The sequence below is a fragment of the Streptomyces sp. QH1-20 genome, from assembly GCF_041283565.1.
GTDB classification, from domain to species: Bacteria; Actinomycetota; Actinomycetes; order Streptomycetales; family Streptomycetaceae; genus Streptomyces; species Streptomyces syringius.
Genome location: NZ_CP166299.1, coordinates 6741828 through 6767803, shown reverse-complemented (window position 1 = coordinate 6767803; position 25976 = coordinate 6741828). Strand labels below are relative to the sequence as shown.

The following is a 25976-nucleotide window of genomic DNA, read 5'->3' as shown; positions in this document are numbered from 1 at the left end:
GGCCGGCTCGCATGACCCGCCGGACACGGCCTAGGGTGCCCGTCATGACGTGGCTGATCACAGGCGGAGCCGGATATATCGGGGCGCACGTTGCGCGGGCGATGGTGGAGGCCGGGGAGCGGGTGGCCGTGCTGGACGATCTGTCCAGCGGGGTGGCCACCCGGCTGCCGGAGGAGTGCACGCTGATCCGGGGGTCGGTCCTTGACCGCGCGGCGCTGGACCAGGCGTTCGGGGACCTGGACGTGACGGGGGTGGTGCACCTCGCGGCGAAGAAGCAGGTCGGGGAGTCGGTCGAGAAGCCGCTGCTGTACTACCGGGAGAACCTGCACGGCCTGACGCGGCTGCTGGAAGCCGCGGTCGACGCGCAGGTCGCGAGCTTTGTCTTCTCCTCCTCCGCGGCCGTCTACGGCATGCCGGACGTGGACCTCGTCACGGAGGAGACGCCCTGTCTGCCGATGAACCCGTACGGGGAGACCAAGCTGGCGGGCGAGTGGCTCGTACGGGCCACCGGCGCGGCGTACGGGATCTCCACGGCCTGTCTGCGGTACTTCAACGTCGCGGGCGCGGCCGAGCCGGAACTCGCCGACACGGGGATCTACAACATCATTCCGATGATGTTCGACCGGCTCACCCGGGGCGAGAGCCCCCGGATCTTCGGGGCCGACTACGACACCCCCGACGGCACGTGTGTCCGTGACTACATCCACATCGAGGACCTCGCCACCGCCCACCTGGCCGCGGCCCGCCGGCTCGCCGAGCGGCCGGGCGCGGGCGATCTGACGCTGAACGTCGGCACCGGGCGGGGGGTGTCGGTGCGCGAGATGGCCGATCTGATCGCGGCGGTGACCGGCTACACCGAGCCCGCGCCCGTCGTCGAGCCGCGCCGTCCGGGTGATCCGGCGCGTGTCGTGGCCTCGGGCGAGCGGATCGCGAAGGAGCTCGGCTGGAGCCCCGCGCACGACGTGCGCGCCATGGTCACCTCCGCCTGGGAAGGGTGGTGTCTGCACCACCCTCAGGCACGTCTTCGCTGATCAGCCGTTCGGAGCATCACCGCAGGTCAGAGGCAATGACAACGGTGTTCAGTGCCGCGTTGCCAATACCCCCCTCCCGTAGTTCACTGAAGCCTCGGCCGACGCCCGTCGGCCGTGCGTGCGACGGTTTCGGGAGGCGGCATTCATGGGCGCAGGGCACGACCACGGCCACTCGCACGGAGCACCGCCGCCGGGTACGAGCGGCACCGCGGCCGCCGCGTACCGGGGGCGGCTGCGGATCGCGCTGGGCATCACGCTCACGGTGCTGGTCGCGGAGATCATCGGGGCCGCGCTGACCGGTTCGCTGGCGCTGCTCGCGGACGCCGGGCACATGGCGACGGACGCGGTGGGCGTCTCGATGGCGCTGGTGGCGATCCACTTCGCCAACCGGCCGGCCAGCGCGCGCCGCACCTACGGCTACGCCCGTGCCGAGATCCTCGCGGCGCTGCTGAACTGTCTGCTGCTGCTCGGCGTGGGCGGCTACATCCTCTTCGAGGCGATCGACCGGCTGATCAACCCGACGGACGTGCCGGGCGGTATGACGGTCGTCTTCGGTCTCATCGGCATGGTCGCCAATGTGATCTCGCTGGCCCTGCTGATGCGCGGCCAGAAGGAGAGCCTCAATGTCCGCGGGGCGTTCCTGGAGGTGCTCTCGGACGCCCTGGGGTCGCTGGCCGTGGTCGTCTCGGCCCTGGTGATCATGGCCACCGGCTGGACGCAGGCGGACCCGATCGCCTCGCTGGTGATCGGCCTGATGATCGTGCCACGCACGCTCAAGCTGCTGCGTGAGGCCCTGGACATCCTGCTGGAGGCCGCGCCGAAGGACGTCGACATGGACGAGGTCCGGGCGCACATCATGGCGCTGCCGGGGGTGATGGACCTGCACGACCTCCATGTGTGGACGATCACATCCGGAATGCCGGTGCTGTCGGCGCACGTGGTGGTGGACCAGTCGGCGCTGGAGACCGGCGGTCACGAGAAGATGCTGCACGATCTGCAGGGCTGCCTCGGCGAGCACTTCGACGTGGAGCACTGCACCTTCCAGCTGGAGCCCAGCGGACATGCCGAGCACGAAGCCAAACTCTGTCACTGACGGCGGGGGCGCGTACGGCAGACTTGTGGACCGAAGACCGACAAAGAGGATGGTCAATGCCGATCACATCAGCCGAGGGCTCCGCCGACTCCGTATCCGCCGCTGAACCGATCATGCTGGAGCTGGTCGACGAGGACGGCAGAACCATCGGTACCGCGGAGAAGCTCTCCGCCCATGTCGCGCCCGGCAGACTGCACCGCGCGTTCTCGGTCTTCCTCTTCGACGAGCACGGCCGGCTGCTGCTGCAGCGCCGGGCGCTGGGGAAGTACCACTCCCCCGGCGTCTGGTCGAACACCTGCTGCGGCCATCCGTACCCCGACGAGCCCCCGTTCGTCGCCGCCGCCCGCCGCACCGGCGAGGAGCTGGGCCTCGCCCCCGCGCTGATGCGGGAGGCCGGCACCGTGCGCTACAACCACCCCGACCCGGCCTCGGGCCTGGTCGAGCAGGAGTACAACCACCTCTTCGTCGGGACCGTGACGGCCGAGCCGCACCCGGATCCGGAGGAGATCGGCGAGACGGCGTTCGTCACGCCGGCCGAGCTGGACGCGCTGATGGCGGAGTATCCCTTCTCCGCGTGGTTCATGACCGTGCTCGACGCTGCCCGGCCGGTGGTGCGGGAGATCACCGGGGACGCGGCGGGCTGGTAACCGTCGCGAGGAGCGGCAGGGCGGCCCAGACCACCTTGCCGCCGCTCGCGGTGTGCTCGACGTCGCACCGGCCCCCCGCCTCCTCCGAGATGGCTTTGACCAGCAGCAGCCCCCGGCCGCCGGTGCGGCGGTCGTCCGCCTCCAGGGGCTTGGGCCGGTAGGGGTGGTTGTCCTCGACGGCCACCCGCACCCATTCGGGGCCGAGGGAGACCTCCACGGCCACCTCCGGGGAGAGCAGTGCCGCGTGCTGCACGGCGTTGGTGACCAGCTCGGAGACGATCAGCAGCAGCCCGTGCAGCAGATCATCCGGGAGCCGTACGCCCTGGTGCCGGAGCAGATCGCGGACCGCGTGCCTGGCCTGGGGCACGGAGGAGTCGAGTGCGGGAGCGGTGAACCGCCAGGTGCCGTCGTACTCCATCGGTCTCCGGAGCGGGGCGGCCTGCCCCGGTTCGGGCGGGACGCTCCCGAGGATTTCCATGTCCGATACCAACCCCTCACCGTGGCTGTGCCGCACCCACGAGTGTTGGGGAATGTAAAGGTCCACACCTGCGCACTGTGTAGAAATCAGCACTTATCGATGACATTTGATCGAAGATGCGGCCATTGGGTATCTAGGTGACCGATTCCGGTCGCCGTGTTCCGCGTTCCATGAACGATGCGGAATATCAGACTCCGAGTCAGTCCGGGGGCGCGGTGGCCGCCGGGCCCGCTCCCGGCCCTCCTCTCCCTCCTCCCCTGTGCCCCTCCTGCCCCTCTTCTTGCACCAGGCTCACCACGCGGCGCCCGCCCACCCCGATCGCGATCAGCCCGAGGCCGTCGAAGAGCAGCGCGAGGGAGAAGAAGGTGCCGATCACGTAAAGGCTGCTGTGCGGCCAGTCGGCGAGCACCAGAACACCCAGCAGCACCCCGAAGGCGCCCTGCACCAGCGTCCAGCCGAACTGCGGGCCGCGCACCACCAGCCCGCCCGCCAGCCGGAACACCCCGCCGGCCAGGAAGAGCAGCGCCGCGAACATCGTCAGGGTCTCGGCGGTACCCTCGGGCCGCCGGATCACCACCACGCCCGCGGCGAGGTTCAGCGCGGCGACCACCACGGCCAGCCAGAAGAAATTGCTCTGCCGCGACTGGAAGGCGTGCAGCAGTCCGACCACACCGCCCACCAGCAGCAGCCAGCCGAAGAGGATCATGGTGGTGAGGGTCGCGAAGCCGACGTAGAACAGACCCACCAGCCCCGCGACGACGAGCACCGCGCCCAGCAGCGCGAGCCGGCCGAAGTCGCGGCTCAGCCGGCCCTGGGGGCCGGCCCGCCCGTCCTTGCGCCTGCGGGCTCCGGACATCAGCGCCTCCTCGTAGCGCCCCCTGTCCGGATCATAGGTCGGATCGCATGATCGCGCCCGGATAGCATCCGGCACATGGAGCCCGCACTGCATCTGGACACCGTCGACGGTGTCGCGACCGTCCGCATCGCCAACCCCGCCAAGCGGAACGCCATGACCACGGACATGTGGCGGGCGCTGCCCGGGCTGCTGGCGGAGTGCGCGGCCGAGGAGGCCGTCCGCGTCCTCGTCCTGACCGGCGAGGGGGACACCTTCTGCGCGGGCGCGGACATCGCCTCGCTGACCGAGGGCGCCGAGACGTCGCGGGATCTGGCGGTCGCGGCCGAGGAGGCCCTCGCCGCGTTCCCCAAGCCGACGGTCGCGGCCGTACGGGGCCACTGCGTGGGCGGCGGCTGTCAGCTCGCGGCCGCCTGCGACCTGCGGTTCGCGGCGGAAGGGGCGTCCTTCGGCATCACCCCGGCACGGCTGGGGATCGTCTACGCGGCGTCGTCCACCCGGCGGCTGGTGGAGCTGGTCGGCCCGGCGACGGCGAAGTACCTGCTCTTCTCCGCCGAGCTGATCGACACCGACCGCGCGCTGCGGACGGGCCTGGTGGACGAGGTGTGGCCGCGGGACGCGCTGGACAAGCGGGTGGCGGAGTTCGCCCGAGTACTGGCCTCGCGGTCGCAGCTGACGCAGGCGGCGGCGAAGGAGTTCGCGGCGGGGGCGCGTCCCGGCCAGGACGCCGAGCGGCTCGCCTACTGGGCGGAGCAGGCGCGCGACAGCGGCGACACCGCCGAGGGGGTCGCCGCCTTCCTGGAGCGCCGGGCGCCGCGCTTCGGGTGGACCGTGGGACGGCCCCGCTAGCCGGCGCCCGCGGGGGTCTCGCGGCGGGCTCGGGAGGGTCACCCCGCCCTACCACCCTTACCAACTAGTAGGTAACGTGCGGGACATGACCACTCTGCCCGAGCGCGCCGGTCGGCGCTGCCACAACGTTGTCAACACCGTGCACTCCGCCCTGTACTTCTCGCCGGAACTGCGGGACGAGCTGGGCAAGCTCGGTCTCGAGGAAGGCGCCTACTTCGCCGGCCGGGGCGCCGCCCTCGGCCGCGTCGAGGCGGGCACGATCACGGCGACCTTCTACAACTTCAAGCACGACCTGGTGGCCGGGTTCATCCCGCGGCTGTGGGACGTCGCCTCGCCGCAGGACGTCCTCCAGGCCCGGCTGCGGGCCTGTGACAGCATGATGCGGCGGCTGCTCGGCGACGACGTCGTCACCTCCCCGGAGATGGCCGAGGCGGCCGAACTCGCGCTGCGCGCCACGGAGGGCTGCAGCCGCTCCGCCCGCCCGCTGTACTCCGCGCACGCCGACCTGCCGGTACCGGACGCCCCGCACCTCGCCTACTGGCACGCCGCCACGCTGCTGCGCGAGCACCGCGGCGACGGGCATCTGATGGCGCTGGCCGCGGCGGGCATCGGGCCGGTGGAGGCGATCGTCGGTCACGCCGCGAGCGGCCAGGGCATGTCGGAGAAGTGGCTGCTCGCCACGCGCGGCTGGAGCGAGGAGGAGCTGGCCGCGGGCCGGGAGCGGCTGCGGGAGAGCGGACTCCTCGACGCCGACGGGAAGTTGACAGAAGCGGGCGTCAAGCAGCGCGAGGACCTGGAGGACGAGACGGACCGGCTGGACGCGGGGCCGTACGAGCACCTGGGCGCGGCGGGCGTGGAGCGGCTCACCGAGCTGGGGACGGTCTTCGCGACGGCCGTCGTCAAGGCGGGCGCGTTCCCGCCGGACCTGCGCGGCTGAGGCTCCCTCCCCCGATCCGGGCCGCCCGCCGCCGCGTGTGAAGGAACACGCGGCGGCGGGCGGCGCTGTCGGCGGTACCTGCCACAATGCAGATCGCAGCTCGAAGAGAAAGCGGAGCGTGATCGTGACGGCAGCTGGTGCGTCGACCGAAGGCAGGATCGCAGGCAGGATCGCCGAGGAGCTCGGCGTGCGGGAGCGGCAGGTGAAGGCGGCCGTCGACTTGCTCGACGGCGGATCGACCGTGCCGTTCATCGCCCGTTACCGCAAGGAAGCGACCGAGATGCTCGACGACGCGCAGCTGCGCGCCCTCGAGGAGCGGCTGCGGTATCTGCGGGAGCTGGAGGACCGGCGGACGGCGGTCCTGGAGTCCGTGCGGTCGCAGGGCAAGCTGGACGAGGCGCTGGAGGCGCGGATCCGCGAGGCGGACTCCAAGGCGCGGCTGGAGGACATCTATCTACCCTTCAAGCCCAAGCGGCGCACCAAGGCGCAGATCGCGCGGGAGGCCGGACTGGAGCCGCTGGCGGACGGGCTGCTGCGGGACCCCGGCGTCGAACCGCTCGCCGCGGCCGCGGCCTTCGTCGACCCCGACAAGGGCGTCGCCGACGCGGCCGCCGCGCTGGAGGGCGCGCGGGCCGTCCTGACCGAGCGGTTCGGGGAGGACGCGGACCTGATCGGCGAGCTGCGCGAGCGCATGTGGTCGCGCGGGCGCGTGGCCGCGAAGGTGCGGGCCGGCAAGGAGGAGGCGGGCGCGAAGTTCGCCGACTACTTCGACTTCGCCGAGCCCTTCACCGAGCTGCCCTCGCACCGGGTGCTGGCGATGCTGCGGGGCGAGAAGGAGGAGGTCCTCGACCTCACCCTGGAGCCGGAGGAGCCGCGCGAGGACGGCGGCCCGAGCTCGTACGAGCAGGCGATCTCGCGGCGGTTCGGCATCGCCGACCGGGGCCGTCCCGGCGACAAGTGGCTGGCCGACACGGTGCGCTGGGCCTGGCGCACCCGCGTCCTGGTCCACCTCGGCATCGATCTGCGGCTGCGGCTGCGGCAGGCCGCCGAGGACGAGGCGGTCCGGGTCTTCGCGGCGAACCTGCGGGACCTGCTGCTCGCCGCCCCCGCGGGCACCCGCGCCACGATGGGGCTCGACCCCGGTTTCCGCACAGGCGTGAAGGTCGCCGTCGTGGACGCCACGGGCAAGGTCGCCGCGACCGAGACGATCTACCCGCACGTCCCGCAGCAGAAGTGGGACGCGTCGCTGGCGACGCTGGCCCGGCTCGCCCGCGAGCACGACGTGGAGCTGATCGCCATCGGCAACGGCACGGCGTCGCGCGAGACCGACAAGCTCGCGACGGATCTCATCGCCCGGCAGCCGGAGTTGAAGCTGACGAAGGTGATGGTGTCGGAGGCGGGCGCGTCGGTGTACTCCGCGTCGGCCTTCGCCTCGCAGGAGCTGCCGGACCTGGACGTGTCGCTGCGCGGCGCGGTGTCGATCGCCCGGCGGCTCCAGGACCCGCTGGCCGAGCTGGTCAAGATCGACCCCAAGTCGATCGGCGTCGGTCAGTACCAGCACGATCTGTCCGAGGTGAAGCTCTCCCGCTCCCTCGACGCGGTCGTCGAGGACTGCGTCAACGGCGTGGGCGTCGACGTCAACACCGCCTCCGCGCCGCTGCTCTCGCGCGTCTCCGGCATCAGCGCGGGCCTCGCGGAGAACATCGTCGCCCACCGCGACTCCAACGGCCCCTTCCGGTCCCGCCGGGCACTGAAGGACGTGGCCCGGCTCGGCCCGAAGGCGTACGAGCAGTGCGCGGGCTTCCTCCGCATCCGCGGCGGCGACGACCCGCTGGACGCGTCCAGCGTGCACCCCGAGGCGTACCCCGTGGTGCGGGCGATGATCAAGTCGACGGGTGGCGAGGTCGCCTCCCTCATCGGCAATACCACGACGCTGCGCTCGCTGCGCCCGGCGGACTTCGTGAACGACTCCTTCGGCCTGCCGACGGTCACGGACATCCTGCGGGAGTTGGAGAAGCCGGGCCGGGACCCGCGTCCGGCGTTCAAGACGGCGACGTTCAAGGACGGCGTCGAGAAGATCGGCGATCTGACGCCGGGGATGCTGCTGGAGGGAGTCGTCACCAATGTGGCGGCCTTCGGTGCCTTCGTGGACGTGGGTGTGCACCAGGACGGGCTGGTGCATGTGTCGGCCATGTCGAAGACGTTCGTGAAGGACCCGCGGGATGTGGTCAAGCCGGGCGACATCGTGCGGGTGAAGGTCATGGACGTCGATATTCCGCGCAAGCGGATTTCGCTGACGCTCAGGTTGGACGACGAGTCGCCGTCCGGCGGGGCCGCGGGCGGGCCTGCGGCCCGCGAGCCGCGCGGCGCCCGCGGTGGCGCCCGCGGCGCCGACCGCCGTGCCGCGCCGCAGCAGCGCCGCGGCGGCACGGCCCCCCGCGAGGCGGCGGCCCCGGCGAACGACGCGATGGCGGACGCCCTCCGCCGCGCGGGGCTGCTGAACCCGAAGCGGTAGCTCTGGCCGGGCGCGCGTCCGCCGACGGTGCGCCCGCCGTCGCGGCGGGGCGAGAACTTCCCGCCGCGACGGTGACAGCCACCACCGCTGAGTTCGGCACCGCCGGAACACGACATGGGGGGTTCTCGCCGCTGCGGCGGCAAAGATCACCACTGCGCCGGCAGCCGCATCATGTGCTGGTCGCTCGTACGGGGCTGGGGCGATCCGGTCGCTGGTCCGTACGGGGGTCGGCTGTCCCGGGCTGGGTGGCGAGGTGGTGCTGGAGGCGGGCGTGGCGGAACTGGTAGACGGGGCCGATCTGGCGGAGGATGCCGAGCTGGTGCGCGTCGGCGAGGAACGTCTGCAGTCGCCAGGGGAGCTTGCCGCGTGCGGCCAGCAGCAGGCGGGCGATCGTGTAGTGGGGCCAGGAGTGAGCGGCCAGGGCGGTGGTCAGACCGATGATCCCGCAGTGGAAGAGACCGACGACGGCCGCGAACCCAGTGGTACGCAGCGGATCGGAGGGGGCCCAGGGCCCGGCCCGCATGGCGCCGTCGGGAATGTTGAAGACCACCGCGCAGGCCACTCCGCTGATCACCGAAACCAGGCGGTCCGCCTGAATGGAGGACATGGCCGTCGCCACGTCATCAGCGGTGGACGGGCCCCGGACCCAGTCCAGGGCGGCCAGGCCGATGCCCGCCACGGTGCCGATCATCAGCCCCCACGGCATGGTCCCGGACGGAAGGACGCCTTCGTACCCGGCCATCGCGTAACTGAGGAACAGGGTCTCGGTGATGGCGGCGACGCCGACGACGAGTACGAGCGCACGGACCAACTGTCTGCGCCAGCGTCGCCGCGCGGGGCGGCTCCGGCTCGGCGTTCGGGGAGGGGACGGCAGGCCGGCGCCCAGCATCACGAGCCACAGGCCGAAACAGAACAAGCCGATGGCGGCCACCATCAGCGTCGCGATCGCCGCCGCGGGAGCGCCGCGGTAGTAGTACCACGCCGCGGGGGGAATCGCGAGACCGGCGGACAGCGCGACGAGGGCAGCCATGGCGGACGCACGGGTCAGACTGCGTTCCCGCCGGGATATCAGGCCGCTGAGGCCCAGCATGGGAACGATGGCAAAGGATTCGAGCACCGACAGGGGGAACCACCGCAAAGCCTCCGCCCGTGACGGCGCGTCCAGGACAACCACCAGGAACGACGTGGTCAGCAGCAGTCCGGCGCACATGATCACGGCCCACGTCCCAGCGCGCCGCCAGGGCCCGGCGAGGGCCGGAGTCCACTGGTACAGCCGCCACCACGCCAGATCGTAGGTGCCCCGGGCGTGCATCCCCGCCGCGAGACGGGCCAGGTAGTCATGAGCCTGCCGAGGGTCCCAGCTCCGCGCAGGGCACTGACGCCGGGCGCGGCGGAAGAGGGCCGGGACCAACCCGCCGAGGAGGTGTCGCTCGATGTCGGTCGAGGTGGGGAAGCGTTCCGTGTCGGCGAGTTCAACGGGGTCGTTGTCGTTGTCGGCGTAGACGGACCGGGCCAGGGCCACCATCAGCGGGCTGGTGAAGGCCTGGGCGGCAGGGGCCTGCGGCCGGCGGTCGAGGTGCTCCGCCAGGGCTGCCCAGCCTTCCTGGCGACGGGAATCCGGCGGCGTGGCCAGCCTCAGCAGGTCGAGGGCGTCGCTGGTGCGTACGGGCGCGGGCTCCAGGACCGCCGCTCCGGTCAGGACTCCGCCCTCCGCCACCGCGCGCACGTAGTCGGTGGTGCGGCAGGTGAGGACGAGAGGGGTGTCGGACGGCAGGGTGTCGTTGAGGGAGGCCAGTGCTGCTGCCCGGCTTCGTTCGGGGAGTTCGTCGAGACCGTCGAGTACGGGGACCAGGCGATGCTCGGTGAGGAGGTCCTCGATGACACTGGCACCGTAGTTCTCGGCATCGGCCATGGCCGGGTAGTCAGCGGCGATACGGCGGCGCAGCCAGTTCCTGGCGTTCTCGCGCGCGGGGTCGAAGGAGGACAACGAACAGAGCACCGGCACCGGGACGCCGGTGGTGCGCGTGCGCAGCAGGGCGAGGACGAGCAGGACGGCGAAGGTCGTCTTCCCCGATCCTCCCGGCCCCAGGACCACAAGTCGGCGGCGTGCGAGTGACCCGAAGGCCGCGGCCAGTTCCTGCGGGTCGCCGGCCCGGACCACCGCGGTGCCCACCAGCTGACGGTGGTCGGACACTCCTGGGTGGGAACAGTCGGACCAGACCAAAGGGAGCGGCGCCGGGTCGTACAGTTGCCGGAGGACCGCCTCTTCCTCCCACTGCCTGCGGACCGTCCGGGCCAGCACCTCCGCGGCGTCCGCGACTTGTTCACTGCTGGAGTGCGCACGGCCTCTCCCGGCACGCCAGGCCCATGCGGACAGCACTCCGAACAGGGCGATGACCGTACCCAGCACCGCGGCGACGGCAGAGAGCCGATCAGGATCCCGCAGCGGCCACACCCATAACAGCCCACACGCGACCGCGGCGCACAGCGCCCAGGTCATCATCCATCGTCGGCCCATACGAGTGAAACGACCTGCGATTGGCCGCAGTTACAGGAGTGGCCTTCGGTCTTCCGTTCTCACAGAGCGTTCTGTGCAGCCGCACAGGCCGGGCGCTGCGGGATCGGTCGCGTTGGGCGCGTCAGCGCTCCGCGATGCGGCCCGCCGTCACCTCGATGCGGCGCGTCGTGTGGACCGCTTCGAGCATGCGGCGGTCGTGGGTGACCAGGAGCAGCGTGCCGTTGTACGAGGCGAGCGCGGATTCCAGTTGCTCGATGGCCGGCAGGTCGAGGTGGTTGGTGGGCTCGTCCAGGACGAGGAGGTTGACTCCGCGGGCCTGGAGGAGTGCCAGCGCGGCGCGGGTGCGCTCGCCCGGGGAGAGCGTCGCGGCCGGGCGGAGCACATGCACGGCCTTGAGGCCGAACTTGGCGAGCAGGGTGCGGACGTCGGCCGGCTCCAGTTCCGGTACGGCCGCCTCGAACGCCGTCAGCAGGGCCTCGTCGCCGAAGAACAGGGCGCGTGCCTGGTCCACCTCGCCCACCACCACGCCCGGGCCCAGCATCGCGCCGCCCGCGTCCAGCGGCAGCCGGCCGAGCAGTGCCGCGAGGAGCGTGGACTTGCCCGAGCCGTTGGCGCCGGTGATGGCGACCCGGTCGGCCCAGTCGATCTGCAGGTCGACGGGGCCGAAGGTGAAGGAGCCGCGGCGTACCTCGGCACCGCGCAGGGTGGCCACGACCGCGCCCGAGCGGGGCGCGGCGGCGATCTCCATGCGCAGCTCCCACTCCTTGCGCGGTTCCTCGACCACGTCCAGCCGCTCGATGAGCCGCTCGGTCTGGCGGGCCTTGGCCGCCTGCTTCTCGGTCGACTCGGCGCGGAGCTTGCGCCCGATCTTGTCGTTGTCGGTGGACTTGCGACGGGCGTTGCGGACGCCCTTCTCCATCCAGTTCCGCTGGGTGCGGGCGCGGTCCTCCAGCCCGGCGCGGGTGTCGGCGTACTCCTCGTACGCCTCGCGGGCGTGCCGGCGGGCCGTCTCGCGCTCCTCCAGGTAGGCGGTGTAGCCGCCGCCGTAGAGGGTGACCTGCTGCTGGGCGAGGTCGAGTTCGAGGACCTTGTTCACCGTGCGGGCGAGGAACTCACGGTCGTGGCTGACGAGGACCGTGCCGGCGCGCAGCCCGGTGACGAAGTTCTCCAGGCGGGCCAGGCCGTCCAGGTCGAGATCGTTGGTGGGCTCGTCGAGGAGGAAGACGTCGTAGCGGCTGAGCAGCAGCGAGGCCAGCCCGGCGCGGGCCGCCTGGCCGCCGGAGAGGCTGGTCATGGGCCGGTCCAGGTCGACAGTGAGGCCGAGGGAGCCCGCGACCTCCGCCGCGCGCTCGTCGAGGTCCGCGCCGCCGAGGTCGAGCCAGCGGTCGAGGCCCGTGGCGTAGGCGTCGTCCGCGCCGGGCGTGCCGTCGACGAGTGCCTGGGTGGCGGCGTCGAGCGTGGCCTGGGCCTCGGCGACCCCGGTGCGGCGGGCGAGGAAGGCCCGTACGGTCTCGCCGTCCCGCCGCTCGGGCTCCTGCGGCAGGTGGCCGACGTTCGCGGTCGGCGGGCTGAGCCGGAGGCCGCCCGCCTCGGGGGTGTCGAGGCCCGCGAGCAGGCGCAGCAGCGTCGACTTCCCGGCGCCGTTGGCCCCGACGAGACCGATGACGTCGCCGGGCGCGACGACGAGGTCGAGCCCGGAGAAGAGGGTGCGGTCGCCGTGTCCGGCGGCGAGGTCCTTGGCGACGAGAGTGGCACTCATAAGACCTTCGACTCTAGCCGCTGGGCCGGGCGCCCTCGAACCGGTTTTCCCGGGGGCCCCGCCGCTCAGCCGCCCACCCTCGCCACCCGTACGTCCCCGAAGGTGCGCGCCACCAGATACACCCCGCCGTTCGCTCGTTTTCCCAGGCGGGCGTCGAGGGGCACCGTGTGCGCGCCCGGTTCCAGGCGGGCGTCGAGCAGGTCGTGGGCGCGGACCCGGTGCAGGCGGTCCAGCCGGTAGCCGGTCAGGCGGACCCGGCAGGCGGCGGACACCTCGACGTGGGCGTCGGCCGTGGTGGCGGTCAGGGCGGTCAGCGGGCGCCGGTCGTCGGGGGTGCGCTGGAGGGCCTGCTCGATGCGGGCGACGAGGAGCGGGACGATGGGCGCGAGGGGCTCGACGAGGACGGCGTCGGATCCCGCGGCCGCGAACGCGGCGCGGACGGCGGCGCGCTCCTCCTCGCCGACCGCCGGGTCGAAGGCCACGGCCCCGTAGGTCCGCAGTTCCTCGCCGGCCGCGCCCGCCGCGTCATGGGTGATCTCGGCGCCGACGCCGATGGACCGCAGGGCCGCCGCGAGCCGGGCGAGCACGGCGACGCGGCCGCCGACCAGCAGGACCCGGCGGGCGGCCGTATGGGGGGCGCCGTCGGCGAGCAGCCGTTCCAGCGTGGCGCGGTACTCGTCGGCGCGGAAGCGGAAGGGGCCTATGCCGTGGTAGCCGTCGCGGGCGAGGTCGGGACTCTCGTCGGTCTGCCAGGCGAAGTCCCGCCAGACGATGTCGGGGCCGTCGCGCTCGATCACGGCGGTGACCGCGCCGCACGCCAGGCCCTCGCACTCGGGGCAGCCGTAGAGCACGTACCGCCCGTCGGCGAGCGGGGGGTCGGCGTCCAGCAGCAGTCGGCGGACGTGTGCGGTGAAGATCGACGGGCCGAGGTCGGCGGCGAGCGGGGAGACCGCGTCGAGGTCGGCGAGGCGGGCCAGCAGGGGTCGGCCGTCGACGATGAAGTCCAGGAAGTCCCGGTGCGCCTGGTACCCGCCGTCCGGCAGCATCCCGCCGGCGCGCGTCGCCGGTGCCAGCCCGAAGGTCGCGTACTCCGCCATGTCCGCAGTATTCCCCCGTGTGTGCCGCTTCGAGCCCGCCGCCGGGGATTTCGCGGGTAGCGTCGCCGCATGGCGAGTGATGTGATCGTGATCGGTGCCGGGGTCATAGGTCTGACCAGCGCGGTCGTGCTGGCGGAGCGCGGGCGGCGGGTCGAGGTGTGGAGTCGGGAACCGGCCGTCGACACCACGTCGGCGCTGGCCGGGGGGCTGTGGTGGCCGTACCGCATCGAGCCGGAGGCCGCGGCCGGGGAGTGGGCGCTGCGGTCGCTGCGGGAGATGGCCGAACTGGCCGGGCGGCCCGCGGAGACCGGGGTGCGCATGGTCGACGGCACCCATGCGGACGTCGGCCTGGCGGAGCTGGGCCCGTGGGCGGCGCGGGTGCCGGGGCTGCGGGCGGCCGGGCCCGAGGAGTTGCCCGCGGGGTACGGGCACGGGCTGCGCGCCCGTACCCCGTTGCTGGACATGCCGGCCCATCTGGACTATCTGCACCGGCGGTTGGCAGCCGCGGGCGGCACGGTCACCGCCCGTACGGCCGGCTCCCTGGCGGAGGCGGGCCGGGCGGCGGCGACCGTCGTGAACTGCACCGGGCTCGGTGCCCGCGATCTGGTGCCCGACCCGGACGTGCATCCCGTGCGGGGGCAGATCGTCGTCGTCGACAACCCGGGCGTGACGGAGTGGTTCGCGGCCGCCGCCCATGACGCCGCCGACATCCTCTACGTACTCCCCCAGCCCTACGGTGTGGTGCTCGGCGGCACCGCCCTGGAGCATGTCTGGGACCGTACGCCCACGCCCGTCACCGCCGAGGCGATCGTCGCCCGCTGTGCCCGGGTGTATCCCGCTCTCGCGGACGCGCCCGTCCTGGCGCACAAGGTGGGGCTGCGCCCCGCCCGGTCCCGGGTGCGGCTGGAGGCCGCCCGGCTGCCGGGCGGGGCGCGGCTGATCCACAACTACGGTCACGGCGGGGCCGGGGTCACCGTCTCCTGGGGCTGCGCCCTGGCGGCGGCGGAGCTGGCCGAGGGCTGACCGTGCCGTTCGATCCGCCCGGTCCCCGGCTGCGGGCCGTGGTCTTGCCGCCTGCGGCGGCGGGCGCCCTGCGGGCGCGTCCTCAAACGCCGGACGGGCTGGAACTGCCGGCCAGGCCTACGGCAGGTGGTCGAGCGCCGGGATGCCCAGGCCGCGCGCCGGGGCGACCGGCGTCGGCGGCCGGCCGTCGTGCGTCCCCGCCGTCGCACGGGCGAAGGCCGCGTAGCCGCCGACGAGCGGGAGCCGGGCGGTGGTGCGGCGCAGGTCCACCGTCAGTCGCGGGGTGGTGGAGGCGGGTTGGAGCAGGCCTCGGTCCGTGCCCGCGACGATCAGCGCCAGACGGTGGCCCGCCGGGACGACGTGGTCGCTCGCGGCCAGGTCGAGGGTGATGGTGTACGGCTTGCCGGGGGTCAGCGGGCGGCCCTGGGCGAGGTTCGCGTGATGGCCGAGGTCGGCCCAGCCGCGGCTGAAGACGGTGTGGCCGACCTGCGCCGTTTCGGCCTCCGTCCGCTTGTAGCAGGCGCTGTCGCCCGTGCCGGTGCTGCCCCAGCAGGTGCGGTCGGCAAGGGTACGGATGCCCTCCCCGTAGGACGCGTAGTCGCGGATGCCGGCCGGGCCGAGATCGACGAGGACGGCCGAGAGGTGGGCGGAGGTGGTGGAGGGGGTGACCGTGAGGCTCACCCGGGAGGAACCGGACAGCCGTAGATCACGGGTGAGCGGCTTGGTGATGAACCCGGCCTTGTCGGGGGTGGCGGTGTCGATGCGCTCCGACCAGTCGCGCTCGCTCTTCGCGGGGTCGTCGGTGAACACCTCGGTGGCGCCGCGCGGCGCGGGTGCGAGGCCGAGGGTGCCGACGCCCGGGGCGGTTCCGGGCGCGGGGCGCAGGGTGGTCGTGGCCGTGGCGCGCGGCGGCCAGACGCGGTCGGTGCGCCACTGGTCGGGGGCGTGCTCGATGTCGGCCATCGGCTCGCGCTCGACGCCGTTGTCGTAGCCGAGGAGGTAGTGGTCGAACCAGCGGTGCAGGGTGGAGACCCAGGCCTCGCGGCGGAAGTCGAACGGGTCGACGTGTCCGGTCTGGGAGAGCCAGAGCTTGCGTTCGACGCCGTTCGCGGCGAGGGCGTCCCACCACTGGCCGAAGTGCTTCGTGCGGACGTTGAGGTCCTGCATGCCGTGGACGGCGAGGACGCTGGCGCGGACCCGGTGCGCGTCGGGGACGTAGTCGCGCTCGCTCCACAGCGCGGTCCAGTCGCCGTTGCGCGGCGCGCCCTCGACGAGCTCGCGCTGTACGGCCTGGCAGCGGCCGCGTGCCTCGGGGCTCTCGACGCGGTGTGCGAGCCCGTCGGGGCCGCTGCCGAAGAGCGCGGCGCCCTTGGCGAAGTAGTAGTCGTACCAGGAGCTGATGGCCCCGATCGGGACGATCGTCTCCAGGCCCTCGACCCCGGTGGCGGCGACGCCGTTGGCGATCGTGCCGTCGTAGCTCTTGCCGATCATGCCGACGGCGCCGGTGGTCCAGTCGGCCGGGGCGGCCTCGCTGCCGGTGTGGGTGCGGTAGCCGTGCGCACGGCCGTTCAGCCAGTCGACGACGGCCTTGGCGGACTGGATGTCGGAGCGGCCGCCGACGTCGGTACAGCCGTCGGAACGGTTGGTTCCGGCGAGGTCGACGAGGGCGACGGCGTAGCCGCGCGGTACGAAGTAGTTGTCGTAGTACAGCGGGAAGCCGACGGGTGCGCCCTGCTCGTCGTAGGTCTTCTTCTGGCTCTCGTTGCCGCGTCCGCAGCAGGAGTAGTAGGGGCTGGCGTCCATGACGACCGGTACCCGGCGGCCGCGTTCGGCGGCTTCGCGGGGGCGGATGATGTCGACGGCGACCCGGTCGGTGCGGCCGTCCCCGTCGCCGTCGAGGGCGATGTCGACCCATACGGTCTCGCGCACGGCGCGGTCGTAGGAGTAGACGGGTCTGCTCTGCCCGCCCCGTGAGCCGCTGTCCGGCGCGGGCGCGGCGTGCGCGGCCGGCGGCAGCGGGACGAGTACGGCGACCAGGGCGGCCAGGGCCGCGACGACGAACGTTGTCACAGGTATGCGGGTGTCCCGCGCGCGTTTGGGCACGGCCGGACCGTAGCGTGAGTCAACTCCCGTGCAGAAGGGGCGGGAGCACTCGGACCGGGACTCACGAGGTGGCCGGGATCGCACTGATGACAGCCGCGTGTCGATCACATGTCGGGATAAGCCATGGACATGACCCCGTGCACAGTGAGTACATAGGGTGCGAGTGATTGATCGTTCTCCCGATCGTTCTCCCTTACGAGTTGGAGGATTCGTGCGTCACAGACTCATCGTTCCGAGTGCGGCCGCTGCTGCCCTGCTGCTGGCGATCCCGGCGTCGGCAGCCGACGCCACGCCGGGGGCGCCGGGCGTCGGAGACTCCTACTACCCGGCCGCCGGCAACGGCGGGTACGACGTGTCCCACTACGACCTGCGGCTGAAGTACCAGCCGAAGACGGACAAGCTGGAGGGCACGGCGACGCTGATCGCCACCCCCACCCAGACGTTGTCCCGCTTCAACCTCGACTTCGCGCTCGATGTGAGCGAGGTGCTGGTCAACGGCAAGAAGGCGACCTTCGCCAAGTCCGGCTCCCACGAGGTGGAGGTCACCCCCGCCGCCCCGCTGGAGAAGGACAAGCAGATCAGCGTGGTCGTCCGCTACAGCGGCGTGCCGTCCCAGGTGAAGGTCGACGGATCCACGGCCTGGCTGCGCACGCCGGACGGCGCGGCCATCGCGGGCGAGCCGGAGGGCTCGATCTGGTGGTTCCCGAGCAACGACCACCCGACCGACAAGGCCACGTACGACATCTCCGTGTCGGTACCGGACGATGTCCAGGCGATCAGCAACGGCGTCCTCGCGTCGAAGAGTTCGAAGCTCGGATGGACGCGCTACAACTGGCGCGCCACCAAGCCGCAGGCCACGTATCTGACCACCCTCGCGGTCGGCAAGTTCGACATCACGACGGACACCACGACCAACGGTCTGCCGGTCGTGAACGCCTACAGCAAGGACCTGGGCGACAACGCGGCGTCGGCGAAGGCCAGCGTCGAGCGCACCACCGAGGTCCTCGACTGGGGCGGCAAGGTCTTCGGCCCGTACCCGTTCAACGCGGCCGGCGGCTATGTGCCGAACGTGCCGACGGGCTACGCGCTGGAGACCCAGACCCGGCCGTTCTACAGCCCCAAGGGGTTCGCGAACGGCGCGAACGTCTCGCTGGTCGTGCACGAGCTGGCGCACCAGTGGTTCGGTGACAGCGTCTCGGTGAAGAACTGGCGCGACATCTGGGTCAACGAGGGCTTCGCGACGTACTCGCAGTGGCTGTGGTCGGAGAAGGAGGGCGAGGGTACCGCCCAGGAGCTGGCCGACTACATCTACACCTCGATCCCGGCGGACAACGCCTTCTGGAAGGTCAAGCCGGGCGACCCGGGTGCGGAGAACCAGTTCCACACCGCCGTCTACAACCGTGGCGCGGTCGCCCTCCAGGCGCTGCGCAACACGGTGGGCGACAAGACGTTCTTCGCGATCCTCAAGGACTGGACGGCGGCGAACAAGTTCGGCAACGCCTCGGTCCAGGACTTCGTGAAGTTCGCGGAGAAGGCGTCGGGCAAGCCGCTCCAGAAGCTCTTCGACACCTGGCTGTTCACCACGTCGAAGCCCTCGAAGGCGAGCGCCGCGAAGGCGGGCATCGGCAAGGTCGCCGCCACGGGCAAGGCGGGCAAGGGCGTGTCGGCCGACGGGTCCGGCAAGGTCGCCGAGCCCAAGTCGTGGAAGAAGATCCAGTCCGCGCAGCGCGCGCACAAGCACTGACCCCTCGGTCGGTTGCCGTCCGGCGGCCCGGCACCCCGCGGACGCGGGGTGCCGGGCCGCCGTCGCGCTCACGGGGCGTACAACTCCTCGATCTCCGCGGCGTACTTCTCCCGGACGACCCGTCGCCGCAGCTTGAGCGAGGGCGTCAGCTCGCCCGTCGCCGGGCCCCACTCGCGGGTGAGCAGTCGGTAGCGCTTGATCTGCTCGGTGCGGTTCAGCCGCGCGTTGGCCGCCGCCACGGCGCGGTCGATCTCCGCCCGTACGGCCGGGTGGTCCGCCAGGGCGTCCGGGTCGGCGTCGATGCCGTGCCGGGCGGCCCAGGGCCGGGTCAGCTCGGCGTCCAGGACGAGCAGGGCGACGAGATAGGACCGCCCGTCGCCGTGGACGAACGCCTGGCCGACGAGCGGGTGTTCCTTGAGGGCGTTCTCGACGAGCGCGGGCGAGACGTTCTTGCCCGTCGAGGTCACGATGATCTCCTTCTTGCGGTCGACGACCCAGACGAAGCCGTCCTCGTCGATCCGCCCGATGTCACCGGTGGAGAACCATCCCTCGGCGTCCGTCGCGCTCTCCACCGACCCGTCCGCCCGCAGATATCCGGCGCAGACGATCTCGCCGCGCACCTCGAGCTCACCGTCGGCGGCCGTCCGCACCTCCACCCCGTCGAGCGGGCGGCCCACGGACCCGAGACGGAAGTCCGTCGGCGCATTGAGGGTCACCACGCCCGAGGTCTCGGTCAGCCCCCACCCATCCATGATCACGATGCCGAACCCGGTCCAGAAGTCGACGACTTCCCCGGGCATCGGCGCGGTGGCACTGCCGGCCCACATCAGCCGGTCCAGCCCCGCCAGGGCCAGCAGCGGCACGAGAACCTGCTGCCGGGCCGCCTCGTACGCGGCCGCCAGCGCGGGCGGCGGCTCCTCGCCCCGCGCCCGGTGCGCCACGTGCGCGCGGGCCGTCTCGCCCGCGGCCTCGATCACCCGCCGCCGCTCCTCCGGCAGGGTCTCCAGCGCGGCCCGTACGGACGCGGTCAGCTTCTCCCACACCCGCGGCACCCCGAAGAACTCCGCCGGACGCAGCTCGCGCACCCGGGCGGCGACGGTGGCCGGGTCGTCGCAGAGGTGGACGTGCGCGGCCCGCAGGACGGGGAGGTAGATGCCGAGCACCCGTTCGGCGATGTGCGCGAAGGGCAGATAGCACAGGTGCTCGACGTGCTCGGGGAGGGCGACCGCGCGGTCGATGCCGACGCAGTCGAGCAGCACGGCGCGGTGGGTGATCACCACGCCCTTGGGGTCGCCGGTGGTCCCCGAGGTGTAGACGACGGTCACCGGGTCGGTGGGGCGCACCTCCTGCCAGGCCTTGTCGAAGGCCGCGCCGCCGTGGGGTGCCGGCTGCCGCGCGGTGAGCGTCGCGTACGGGGTGTGCCGTCCGGCCACGGCGGCGTCGACGACGAGGATCCGCTCCAGGGGGACCGTGGCGTCGTCGGTCAGCGGCTCCCAGCGGGCCAGCTCGCCCGCCCCTTCGAGCACGGCCAGCCGGGCCCGGCTGTGCCGGGCGATATGGGCGATCTGCTCGGGCGAGGAGGTGCCGTAGACCGAGACGGGGACGGCGCCGAGGTGGACGAGGGCGAGATCGCTGAGCCAGTGTTCGGGCCGGTTGCCCATCATCATCAGCACATGGTCACCGCGCCCGACGCCGAGCGCGGCATAGCCCGCGGCGAGGTCGGCGACCTCGGCGCGGACCCGCGCCCAGGTGAGCGTGCGTAGCGCGGCGCCGCCGGGTTCGCGCCAGGTCAGGGCGGGGAGTTCGGGGTACTCCCGGGCGTTGCGCAGCAGCAGTGCGGGGAGGGTGAGTTCGTCCGGTGCGGCGGGGAGTCGGCGGCGCGGGGGCGTGGTCAATGCGGCCTCCAGGTGTTGGTGTCCGTGGGCCTTGGGCTGACGACCGGTCGAGAGGGAAGGTTTCACAGTGGTGGTGGCACAGCAATACTGTTGAACTCGATTGAGCCGGACGGAAACCGTAACGGAGCCGACCGCAGCAGAGCCGGAAGAGAGAGCGAGGCGCCGCCGATGGCCACGGATTCCGGGGAAACCGTCCTCACGGTCGACGAGTTGGCCGCGCGCGCGGGGATCACCGTCCGGACGGTCCGCTTCTACAGCACCCGGGGGCTGCTGCCCCCGCCGGAGATCGGGCCGCGCCGGGTCGGGCACTACGGCCCGGACCATCTGTCCCGGCTGGCGCTGATCGAGGAGTTGCAGCACCAGGGGCTGACGCTCGCCGCCATCGAACGCTATGTGCGGCAGCTGCCGCCGGATCTCAGCGCGCACGACCTGGCCATCCACCGGGCGCTGGTGGCGTCCTGGCTGCCGGACACGGCGGAGGAGGCCACCCGGGCCCAGCTGGAGCGACGGGCCGGGCGGGCGCTGGCCGAGGAGGACATCGACCGGCTGGCAGCGCTGAACGTCCTGGAGCGGATGGACGCGCGGGAAGGTGAGGGCGGCGACGGGGACGCGTTCCGGGTGGACCCGGGGCTGCTGGGGCTGGGGGTGCGGCTGCTGGACGTGCCGATCGCGCTGGAGACGATCCTCGCGGCCCGTACGGTGCTGCTGGAGCACGCCCGCTCCACGGCCCGGGAGCTGACGCGGCTCTTCGAGGGCGAGGTGGACACGGAGAACATCGAGGCGATGAAGTCGCTGTCGGCCCATATGCAGCCGCTCGTGGTGCAGGCCCTGGTGACGGCGTTCCAGCGGTCGCTCAAACAGGAGCTGCGGGCGATGTACGCGGCCGGGGAGTCCGGGGAGTCCGGCCGCACGGCTTAGCTCCGCGCGGCGGCCGGCTCCGGATGACCGGATGTCACCGGGCTGGATCGTCCCGCTGAGGCGCACCGGTTCGCCTCAGCGGGGTGTTCAGCGGATCAGCGGGTGCAGTTGATCGCGGCGTCGCCCGCGTAGTAGCCGGGGGCGAGCCGGGTGGAGTTCGCGTAGAGCAACACACACTGCTCATTGAGGAATCCGCTGATCAGCGCGTTCTGCCGGGCCCTCTTCTCGGCCTCCCGCTTCGCTTCCTTGGGGCTGTTCTCGTACGCGAAGCCCGTGAACACCCGCGTCTCCTGCACACTGACGCCGGGCTGCGCGCCGGCGTCGGCGTGCGCGACGGTCGGCGCGAGCACGGCGAGGCCCGCGAGAACCACGGCGGCCCCACCCCGGATGAGCATCGAGGTCATGTCGATATCCCCCTCATGAAAGAAATCCCGGAAATCCTGGACATCGGTGCCAGTCAGCGCTGGCAGAACAAGCTGGCGACCGCGGCGTACACCCCACCGCCGACCGACCTGACGTCGGTGGCACGGACGTGGCACTGGTTCGTCTGCCAGCCCGCCGACTGGGCGATCGTGTAACCCATCCGGACCGCGCCGTCCACCGCCTGGGACGGCGAGGTGCCGGTCCCGCTGCCGGTGAACGTCCGCACCTCGGGCGCGACGAGCTCCTGCTTCGGACCACCGCCCGGGGCCGCCTGGACGGACGTGACACCTCCGACGAGGCACGCCGAGGCGACGAGGGCCACGGCGGTGGAACGCAGACGTAACGCGGACGAGCGGCCCACGGGGACTCCTCGGCAGTCGCTTTGACGGTCAGCTGAACGGTCGGCGCACGTGACCGGGGCACATGTCGAACCCCGGTACGAGGCCTATCCCACCCGAGTCAGAACCGTCCCACTACGGAGGAACCGGCCATTCCCTCGATGTCGGACACGCCATCACCGCGCATGCCCTGCCGCACCGACCGTGAACGTGCCGGGGAAGGCGTCAGCGGAACGTGCCGCCCTGTTCCGCCTTCTCCACGAGCAGCGCGGGCGGCTCGAAGCGGTCGCCGTAGGCGGCCTGGAGCTCCCGGGCTCGGGCCACAAAACCGGGCAGCCCGCCCTCGTAGCCGTTGATGAACTGGAGTACGCCGCCCGTCCAGCCGGGGAAGCCGATGCCCAGCAGGGAGCCGATGTTGGCGTCGGCGACGGAGGTGAGGACGTTCTCCTCCAGGCAGCGGACGGTGTCCAGCGCCTCGGAGAAGAGCATGCGGTCCTTCATGTCCTCGAAGGGCACGGGCGGGAACGCCCCGCCGTGCTCGGTGTCCCGGCCGAAGTGCTCGCGCAGGCCCGGCCACAGGCCGGTCCGCTTGCCGTCGGCGTAGTCGTAGAACCCGGCGCCGCCGGAGCGGCCCGTGCGGCCGAACTCGTCCACCATGCGGTCGATGACGGCGTCGGCGGGGTGCGGTGCCCAGGTGCCGCCGGCGGCCTCGACCGCGCGCCGCGTCTCGTCGCGGATCCGGCGCGGCAGGGTGAGGGTCAGCTCGTCCATCAGGGAGAGCACCTTGGCGGGGTAGCCGGCCTGGGCGGCGGCCTGTTCGACGGAGGCGGCGTCGACGCCCTCCCCGATCATGGCCACGCCCTCGTTGATGAACCGGCCGATGACCCGTGAGGTGAAGAAGCCGCGCGAGTCGTTGACCACGATGGGCGTCTTGCGGATCTGCCGGACGAGGTCGAAGGCGCGGGCGAGGGCCTCGTCGCCGGTCCGCGCACCCTTGATGATCTCCACCAGTGGCATCTTGTCGACGGGCGAGAAGAAGTGCAGGCCCACGAAGTCCACCGGGCGTTCGACGCCTTCGGCCAGGGCGGTGATGGGCAGGGTGGAGGTGTTGGAGCACAGCAGCGCGTCGGGCTCGACGATGTGCTGGATCTCCTGGAAGACCTTGTGCTTGAGGGCCGGGTCCTCGAAGACCGCCTCGATGACGGCGTCACAGCCCGCGAGGTCCTGCGGGTCGGCGGTCGGGGTGATCCGGGCGAGCAGTTCGTCGCGCTTCGTCTCGGTGGTGCGGCCGCGGGAGAGCGCCTTGGCGAGCAGGCCCTCGGAGTAGGCCTTGCCCTTGGCCGCGGCCTCGGGCGAGACGTCCTTGAGGACCACGTCGATGCCGGCCCGGGCGCAGGAGTACGCGATGCCCGCGCCCATCATCCCGGCGCCGAGGACGGCGACCTTGCGGACCTTGCGGGGCGCGGTGCCCTGCGGGCGGCTGCGGCCCGCGTTGACGGCCTGGAGGTCGAAGAAGAAGGCCTGGATCATGTTCTTGGAGATCTGCCCGGTGACCAGCTCCGTGAAGTAGCGGGCCTCGATGACCTGGGCGGTCTCGAAGTCGACCTGGGAGCCCTCGACGGCGGCGGCCAGGATGTTGCGCGGGGCGGGGTAGGGGGCGCCCGCGAGCTGCTTCTTCAGACTCGCCGGGAAGGCGGGCAGGTCGGCCGCGAAGCGGGGGTTCGAGGGGGTGCCGCCGGGAATTTTGTATCCCTTGACGTCCCAGAGCTGCCGGGACTCGGGGTGGGCGGCGACGAAGGCGCGGGCCTTGGCGAGCAGTTCGTCGCCGGTGGCCGCGGTCTCGTGGATCAGCCCCGCCTCCAGGGCGCGGCGCGGGTCGTACTGCTTGCCCTGGAGGAGGACCTTCAGCAGCGCGTCGGTGATGCCGAGCAGCCGGACCGTGCGGGTGACGCCGCCGCCCGCCGGGAGCAGGCCGAGGGTGACCTCGGGCAGGCCGATCTTGGTGCCGGGGGCGTCGAGCGCGACGCGGTGGTGGCAGGCGAGGGCGATCTCGTAGCCGCCGCCGAGGGCGGCGCCGTTGATCGCGGCGACGACGGGCACCCCGAGGGTCTCGATACGGCGCAGGTCACGCTTGATGGCCATGCCCGCGTCGAAGGCCTGCTGGGCCTGCGCGGGCCCGATCCTGATCATGTCCTTGAGGTCGCCGCCCGCGAAGAAGGTCTTCTTCGCGGAGGTGACGATGACGCCGGTGACCGAGGCGCGCTCGGCCTCGAGGCGGTCGGCGACCGCGCGGAGGGACGTCCGGAACGCGTCGTTCATGGTGTTGGCCGACTGGTTCGGGTCGTCCAGGACGAGGGTGACGACGCCGTCGCCGCTCTGCTCCCAGCGGATGGTGGTGCTCTCGCTCATGTCGAAGTCTCCAGGGTGTTCCATTGGCGAAGGCGTGCCGGCGCGCGGGCACGTGGGGGCGCTGGGGGAAGCCGCCGGCAGGCTAGAGGCGTTCGACGACCGTCGCGCTGCCCATGCCGCCGCCGACGCAGAGGGTGATCAGGCCGTAGCGCTTGTCCTGGCGCTCCAGCTCGTCGACGACCGTGCCGAGCAGCATCGCGCCGGTCGCACCGAGGGGGTGGCCGAGGGCGATGGCACCGCCGTTGACGTTGATCTTCTCCAGGCCGATGCCCATGTCGTGGGCGAAGCGCAGCACCACGGCGGCGAACGCCTCGTTGATCTCGATCAGATCGATGTCGTCGATGGTCAGGCCCGCCTTGGCGAGGGCCTTGCGGGTGGCCGGGGCGGGGCCGGTGAGCATGATGGTGGGGTCGGCGCCGGAGACGGCCGCGGAGACGATGCGGGCGCGGGGCGCCATGCCGTAGCGCTCGCCGACCTCGCGGTTGCCGATGGCGACGAGGGCCGCACCGTCCACGATGCCGGAGGAGTTGCCCGCGTGGTGGACGTGGTCGATCTTCTCCACCCAGTGGTACTTCTGGAGCGCCACCGCGTCGAAGCCGCCCGCCTCGCCGATGCCCGCGAAGGAGGGCTTCAGCGCGCTCAGGGAGTCGGCGGTGGTGCCGGGGCGCAGGTGTTCGTCCCGGTCGAGGACGACGAGGCCGTTGCGGTCCCGTACGGGCACGACGGAGCGGTCGAAGCGGCCGGCCTTCCACGCCTCGGCGGCGCGCTCCTGGGAGCGGGCGGCGAAGGTGTCGACGTCGCGGCGGGTGAACCCGCCGAGGGTGGCGATGAGGTCGGCGCCGATGCCCTGGGGGACGAAGTTGACGTCGAAGTTCGTCATGGGGTCCGCGAACCAGGCGCCCCCGTCGGAGGCCATGGGGACACGGGACATCGACTCGACGCCGCCCGCGAGGATGAGGTCCTCCCAGCCGGAGCGGACCTTGGCGGCGGCGAGGTTGACGGCCTCCAGGCCCGAGGCACAGAAGCGGTTCTCCTGGACACCGGCGACGGTGTCGGGGAGCCCGGCGGCGATGGCCGCGATCTTGGCGATGTCGGAGCCCTGGTCGCCGACGGGGCTGACGACGCCGAGCACGATGTCGTCGATGGCGGCCGGGTCCAGATCCGGGAAGCGACGGCGCATCTCGTGGATCAGACCGACGACGAGATCGATCGGCTTGGTGCCGTGCAGCGACCCATTGGCCTTGCCGCGGCCGCGCGGGGTGCGGATCGCGTCGTACACAAACGCTTCGGTGCTCAAGGTCGGCAGCCTTTCGGGGAAAAAGGGGGGATCTGGGGGATCCCTGTAT

The 25976-nt window shown here is 72.1% G+C and carries 20 protein-coding genes; 9 read left to right on the top strand and 11 right to left on the bottom strand.

Going from position 1 to position 25976, the window contains the following annotated elements:
- Positions 1–44 precede the first annotated feature (44 nt).
- The 3 genes from galE to idi all read left to right on the top strand — a co-directional run bounded on the left by galE (position 45) and on the right by idi (position 2771).
- Positions 45–1031, top strand: coding sequence for a UDP-glucose 4-epimerase GalE (gene galE / locus AB8O64_RS30480; RefSeq protein ID WP_365210373.1), 987 nt, complete (start codon positions 45–47; stop codon positions 1029–1031).
- A gap of 145 nt (positions 1032–1176) precedes the next feature.
- Positions 1177–2124 (top strand): cation diffusion facilitator family transporter, encoded by a 948-nt coding sequence (locus AB8O64_RS30475; RefSeq protein WP_370422650.1) that lies wholly within the window; start codon positions 1177–1179, stop codon positions 2122–2124.
- A gap of 56 nt (positions 2125–2180) precedes the next feature.
- Complete coding sequence (gene idi / locus AB8O64_RS30470) at positions 2181–2771, top strand: isopentenyl-diphosphate Delta-isomerase (protein ID WP_370422649.1); 591 nt, start codon at positions 2181–2183, stop codon at positions 2769–2771.
- On the opposite strand, the gene AB8O64_RS30465 is transcribed toward idi, so the two are convergent.
- Positions 2746–3249 carry an ATP-binding protein gene (locus AB8O64_RS30465; protein ID WP_370422648.1) on the bottom strand — a complete coding sequence of 168 codons (504 nt, stop codon included), beginning with the start codon at positions 3247–3249 and terminating at the stop codon, positions 2746–2748. The genes idi and AB8O64_RS30465 overlap by 26 nt on opposite strands.
- A 199-nt stretch (positions 3250–3448) precedes the next feature.
- Positions 3449–4105, bottom strand: coding sequence for an HdeD family acid-resistance protein (locus tag AB8O64_RS30460; RefSeq protein ID WP_370422647.1), 657 nt, complete (start codon positions 4103–4105; stop codon positions 3449–3451).
- A gap of 75 nt (positions 4106–4180) precedes the next feature.
- Between AB8O64_RS30460 and AB8O64_RS30455 the strand changes: the two genes are divergently transcribed.
- The 3 genes from AB8O64_RS30455 to AB8O64_RS30445 all read left to right on the top strand — a co-directional run bounded on the left by AB8O64_RS30455 (position 4181) and on the right by AB8O64_RS30445 (position 8403).
- Positions 4181–4951, top strand: a complete 771-nt coding sequence (locus AB8O64_RS30455; protein WP_370422646.1) for an enoyl-CoA hydratase/isomerase family protein — start codon at positions 4181–4183, stop codon at positions 4949–4951.
- A gap of 85 nt (positions 4952–5036) precedes the next feature.
- Positions 5037–5888 carry a hypothetical protein gene (locus AB8O64_RS30450; RefSeq protein ID WP_370422645.1) on the top strand — a complete coding sequence of 284 codons (852 nt, stop codon included), beginning with the start codon at positions 5037–5039 and terminating at the stop codon, positions 5886–5888.
- A gap of 124 nt (positions 5889–6012) precedes the next feature.
- Positions 6013–8403, top strand: a complete 2391-nt coding sequence (locus AB8O64_RS30445; RefSeq protein WP_370422644.1) for a Tex family protein — start codon at positions 6013–6015, stop codon at positions 8401–8403.
- Positions 8404–8572: 169 nt separating this feature from the next.
- On the opposite strand, the gene AB8O64_RS30440 is transcribed toward AB8O64_RS30445, so the two are convergent.
- The 3 genes from AB8O64_RS30440 to AB8O64_RS30430 all read right to left on the bottom strand — a co-directional run bounded on the left by AB8O64_RS30440 (position 8573) and on the right by AB8O64_RS30430 (position 13777).
- Positions 8573–10813: an NACHT domain-containing NTPase gene (locus AB8O64_RS30440; RefSeq protein WP_370422643.1), complete on the bottom strand. Its 2241-nt coding sequence runs from the start codon at positions 10811–10813 to the stop codon at positions 8573–8575.
- Between the two features lie 229 nt (positions 10814–11042).
- Positions 11043–12680, bottom strand: a complete 1638-nt coding sequence (locus tag AB8O64_RS30435; RefSeq protein WP_370422642.1) for an ABC-F family ATP-binding cassette domain-containing protein — start codon at positions 12678–12680, stop codon at positions 11043–11045.
- 65 nt (positions 12681–12745) lie between these two features.
- Positions 12746–13777, bottom strand: a complete 1032-nt coding sequence (locus AB8O64_RS30430; RefSeq protein ID WP_370422641.1) for an oxidoreductase — start codon at positions 13775–13777, stop codon at positions 12746–12748.
- A gap of 69 nt (positions 13778–13846) precedes the next feature.
- Between AB8O64_RS30430 and AB8O64_RS30425 the strand changes: the two genes are divergently transcribed.
- Positions 13847–14800: an FAD-dependent oxidoreductase gene (locus AB8O64_RS30425; protein ID WP_370422640.1), complete on the top strand. Its 954-nt coding sequence runs from the start codon at positions 13847–13849 to the stop codon at positions 14798–14800.
- A 117-nt stretch (positions 14801–14917) separates the two neighbouring features.
- Here AB8O64_RS30425 and AB8O64_RS30420 read toward each other — a convergent pair whose 3' ends face one another.
- Complete coding sequence (locus AB8O64_RS30420) at positions 14918–16903, bottom strand: Xaa-Pro dipeptidyl-peptidase (protein ID WP_370422639.1); 1986 nt, start codon at positions 16901–16903, stop codon at positions 14918–14920.
- A gap of 211 nt (positions 16904–17114) precedes the next feature.
- Here AB8O64_RS30420 and AB8O64_RS30415 point away from each other — a divergent pair, with 211 nt between their 5' ends.
- Positions 17115–18647, top strand: coding sequence for a M1 family metallopeptidase (locus AB8O64_RS30415; RefSeq protein ID WP_370422638.1), 1533 nt, complete (start codon positions 17115–17117; stop codon positions 18645–18647).
- A gap of 68 nt (positions 18648–18715) precedes the next feature.
- Here AB8O64_RS30415 and AB8O64_RS30410 read toward each other — a convergent pair whose 3' ends face one another.
- Positions 18716–20542 carry a long-chain fatty acid--CoA ligase gene (locus tag AB8O64_RS30410; protein ID WP_370422637.1) on the bottom strand — a complete coding sequence of 609 codons (1827 nt, stop codon included), beginning with the start codon at positions 20540–20542 and terminating at the stop codon, positions 18716–18718.
- Between the two features lie 168 nt (positions 20543–20710).
- Between AB8O64_RS30410 and AB8O64_RS30405 the strand changes: the two genes are divergently transcribed.
- Positions 20711–21460: a MerR family transcriptional regulator gene (locus tag AB8O64_RS30405; RefSeq protein WP_370422636.1), complete on the top strand. Its 750-nt coding sequence runs from the start codon at positions 20711–20713 to the stop codon at positions 21458–21460.
- A 95-nt stretch (positions 21461–21555) separates the two neighbouring features.
- Here the strand turns inward: AB8O64_RS30405 and AB8O64_RS30400 are convergent, their stop codons facing one another.
- From AB8O64_RS30400 to AB8O64_RS30385, 4 genes are all read right to left on the bottom strand, one after another.
- Positions 21556–21864 (bottom strand): hypothetical protein, encoded by a 309-nt coding sequence (locus AB8O64_RS30400; protein WP_370422635.1) that lies wholly within the window; start codon positions 21862–21864, stop codon positions 21556–21558.
- A 53-nt stretch (positions 21865–21917) separates the two neighbouring features.
- Positions 21918–22244: a hypothetical protein gene (locus tag AB8O64_RS30395; protein WP_370422634.1), complete on the bottom strand. Its 327-nt coding sequence runs from the start codon at positions 22242–22244 to the stop codon at positions 21918–21920.
- Between the two features lie 202 nt (positions 22245–22446).
- Positions 22447–24630, bottom strand: coding sequence for a 3-hydroxyacyl-CoA dehydrogenase NAD-binding domain-containing protein (locus AB8O64_RS30390; protein WP_370422633.1), 2184 nt, complete (start codon positions 24628–24630; stop codon positions 22447–22449).
- Positions 24631–24712: 82 nt separating this feature from the next.
- On the bottom strand, positions 24713–25927 hold the full coding sequence (locus AB8O64_RS30385; RefSeq protein WP_370422632.1) for an acetyl-CoA C-acetyltransferase: 1215 nt from the start codon (positions 25925–25927) through the stop codon (positions 24713–24715).
- Between the last annotated feature and the right edge of the window lie 49 nt (positions 25928–25976).

Excerpts from the sequence above, each read along its gene's own strand:
- AB8O64_RS30460 (WP_370422647.1), bottom strand. The coding sequence starts at position 4,105 with ATGTCCGGAGCCCGCAGGCGCAAGGACGGGCGGGCCGGCCCCCAGGGC.
- AB8O64_RS30475 (WP_370422650.1), top strand. The coding sequence starts at position 1,177 with ATGGGCGCAGGGCACGACCACGGCCACTCGCACGGAGCACCGCCGCCG.
- galE (WP_365210373.1), top strand. The coding sequence starts at position 45 with ATGACGTGGCTGATCACAGGCGGAGCCGGATATATCGGGGCGCACGTT.
- AB8O64_RS30405 (WP_370422636.1), top strand. The coding sequence starts at position 20,711 with ATGGCCACGGATTCCGGGGAAACCGTCCTCACGGTCGACGAGTTGGCC.
- AB8O64_RS30435 (WP_370422642.1), bottom strand. The coding sequence starts at position 12,680 with ATGAGTGCCACTCTCGTCGCCAAGGACCTCGCCGCCGGACACGGCGAC.
- idi (WP_370422649.1), top strand. The coding sequence starts at position 2,181 with ATGCCGATCACATCAGCCGAGGGCTCCGCCGACTCCGTATCCGCCGCT.
- AB8O64_RS30450 (WP_370422645.1), top strand. The coding sequence starts at position 5,037 with ATGACCACTCTGCCCGAGCGCGCCGGTCGGCGCTGCCACAACGTTGTC.
- AB8O64_RS30455 (WP_370422646.1), top strand. The coding sequence starts at position 4,181 with ATGGAGCCCGCACTGCATCTGGACACCGTCGACGGTGTCGCGACCGTC.
- AB8O64_RS30400 (WP_370422635.1), bottom strand. The coding sequence starts at position 21,864 with ATGACCTCGATGCTCATCCGGGGTGGGGCCGCCGTGGTTCTCGCGGGC.
- AB8O64_RS30390 (WP_370422633.1), bottom strand. The coding sequence starts at position 24,630 with ATGAGCGAGAGCACCACCATCCGCTGGGAGCAGAGCGGCGACGGCGTC.
- AB8O64_RS30465 (WP_370422648.1), bottom strand. The coding sequence starts at position 3,249 with ATGGAAATCCTCGGGAGCGTCCCGCCCGAACCGGGGCAGGCCGCCCCG.
- AB8O64_RS30425 (WP_370422640.1), top strand. The coding sequence starts at position 13,847 with ATGGCGAGTGATGTGATCGTGATCGGTGCCGGGGTCATAGGTCTGACC.
- AB8O64_RS30430 (WP_370422641.1), bottom strand. The coding sequence starts at position 13,777 with ATGGCGGAGTACGCGACCTTCGGGCTGGCACCGGCGACGCGCGCCGGC.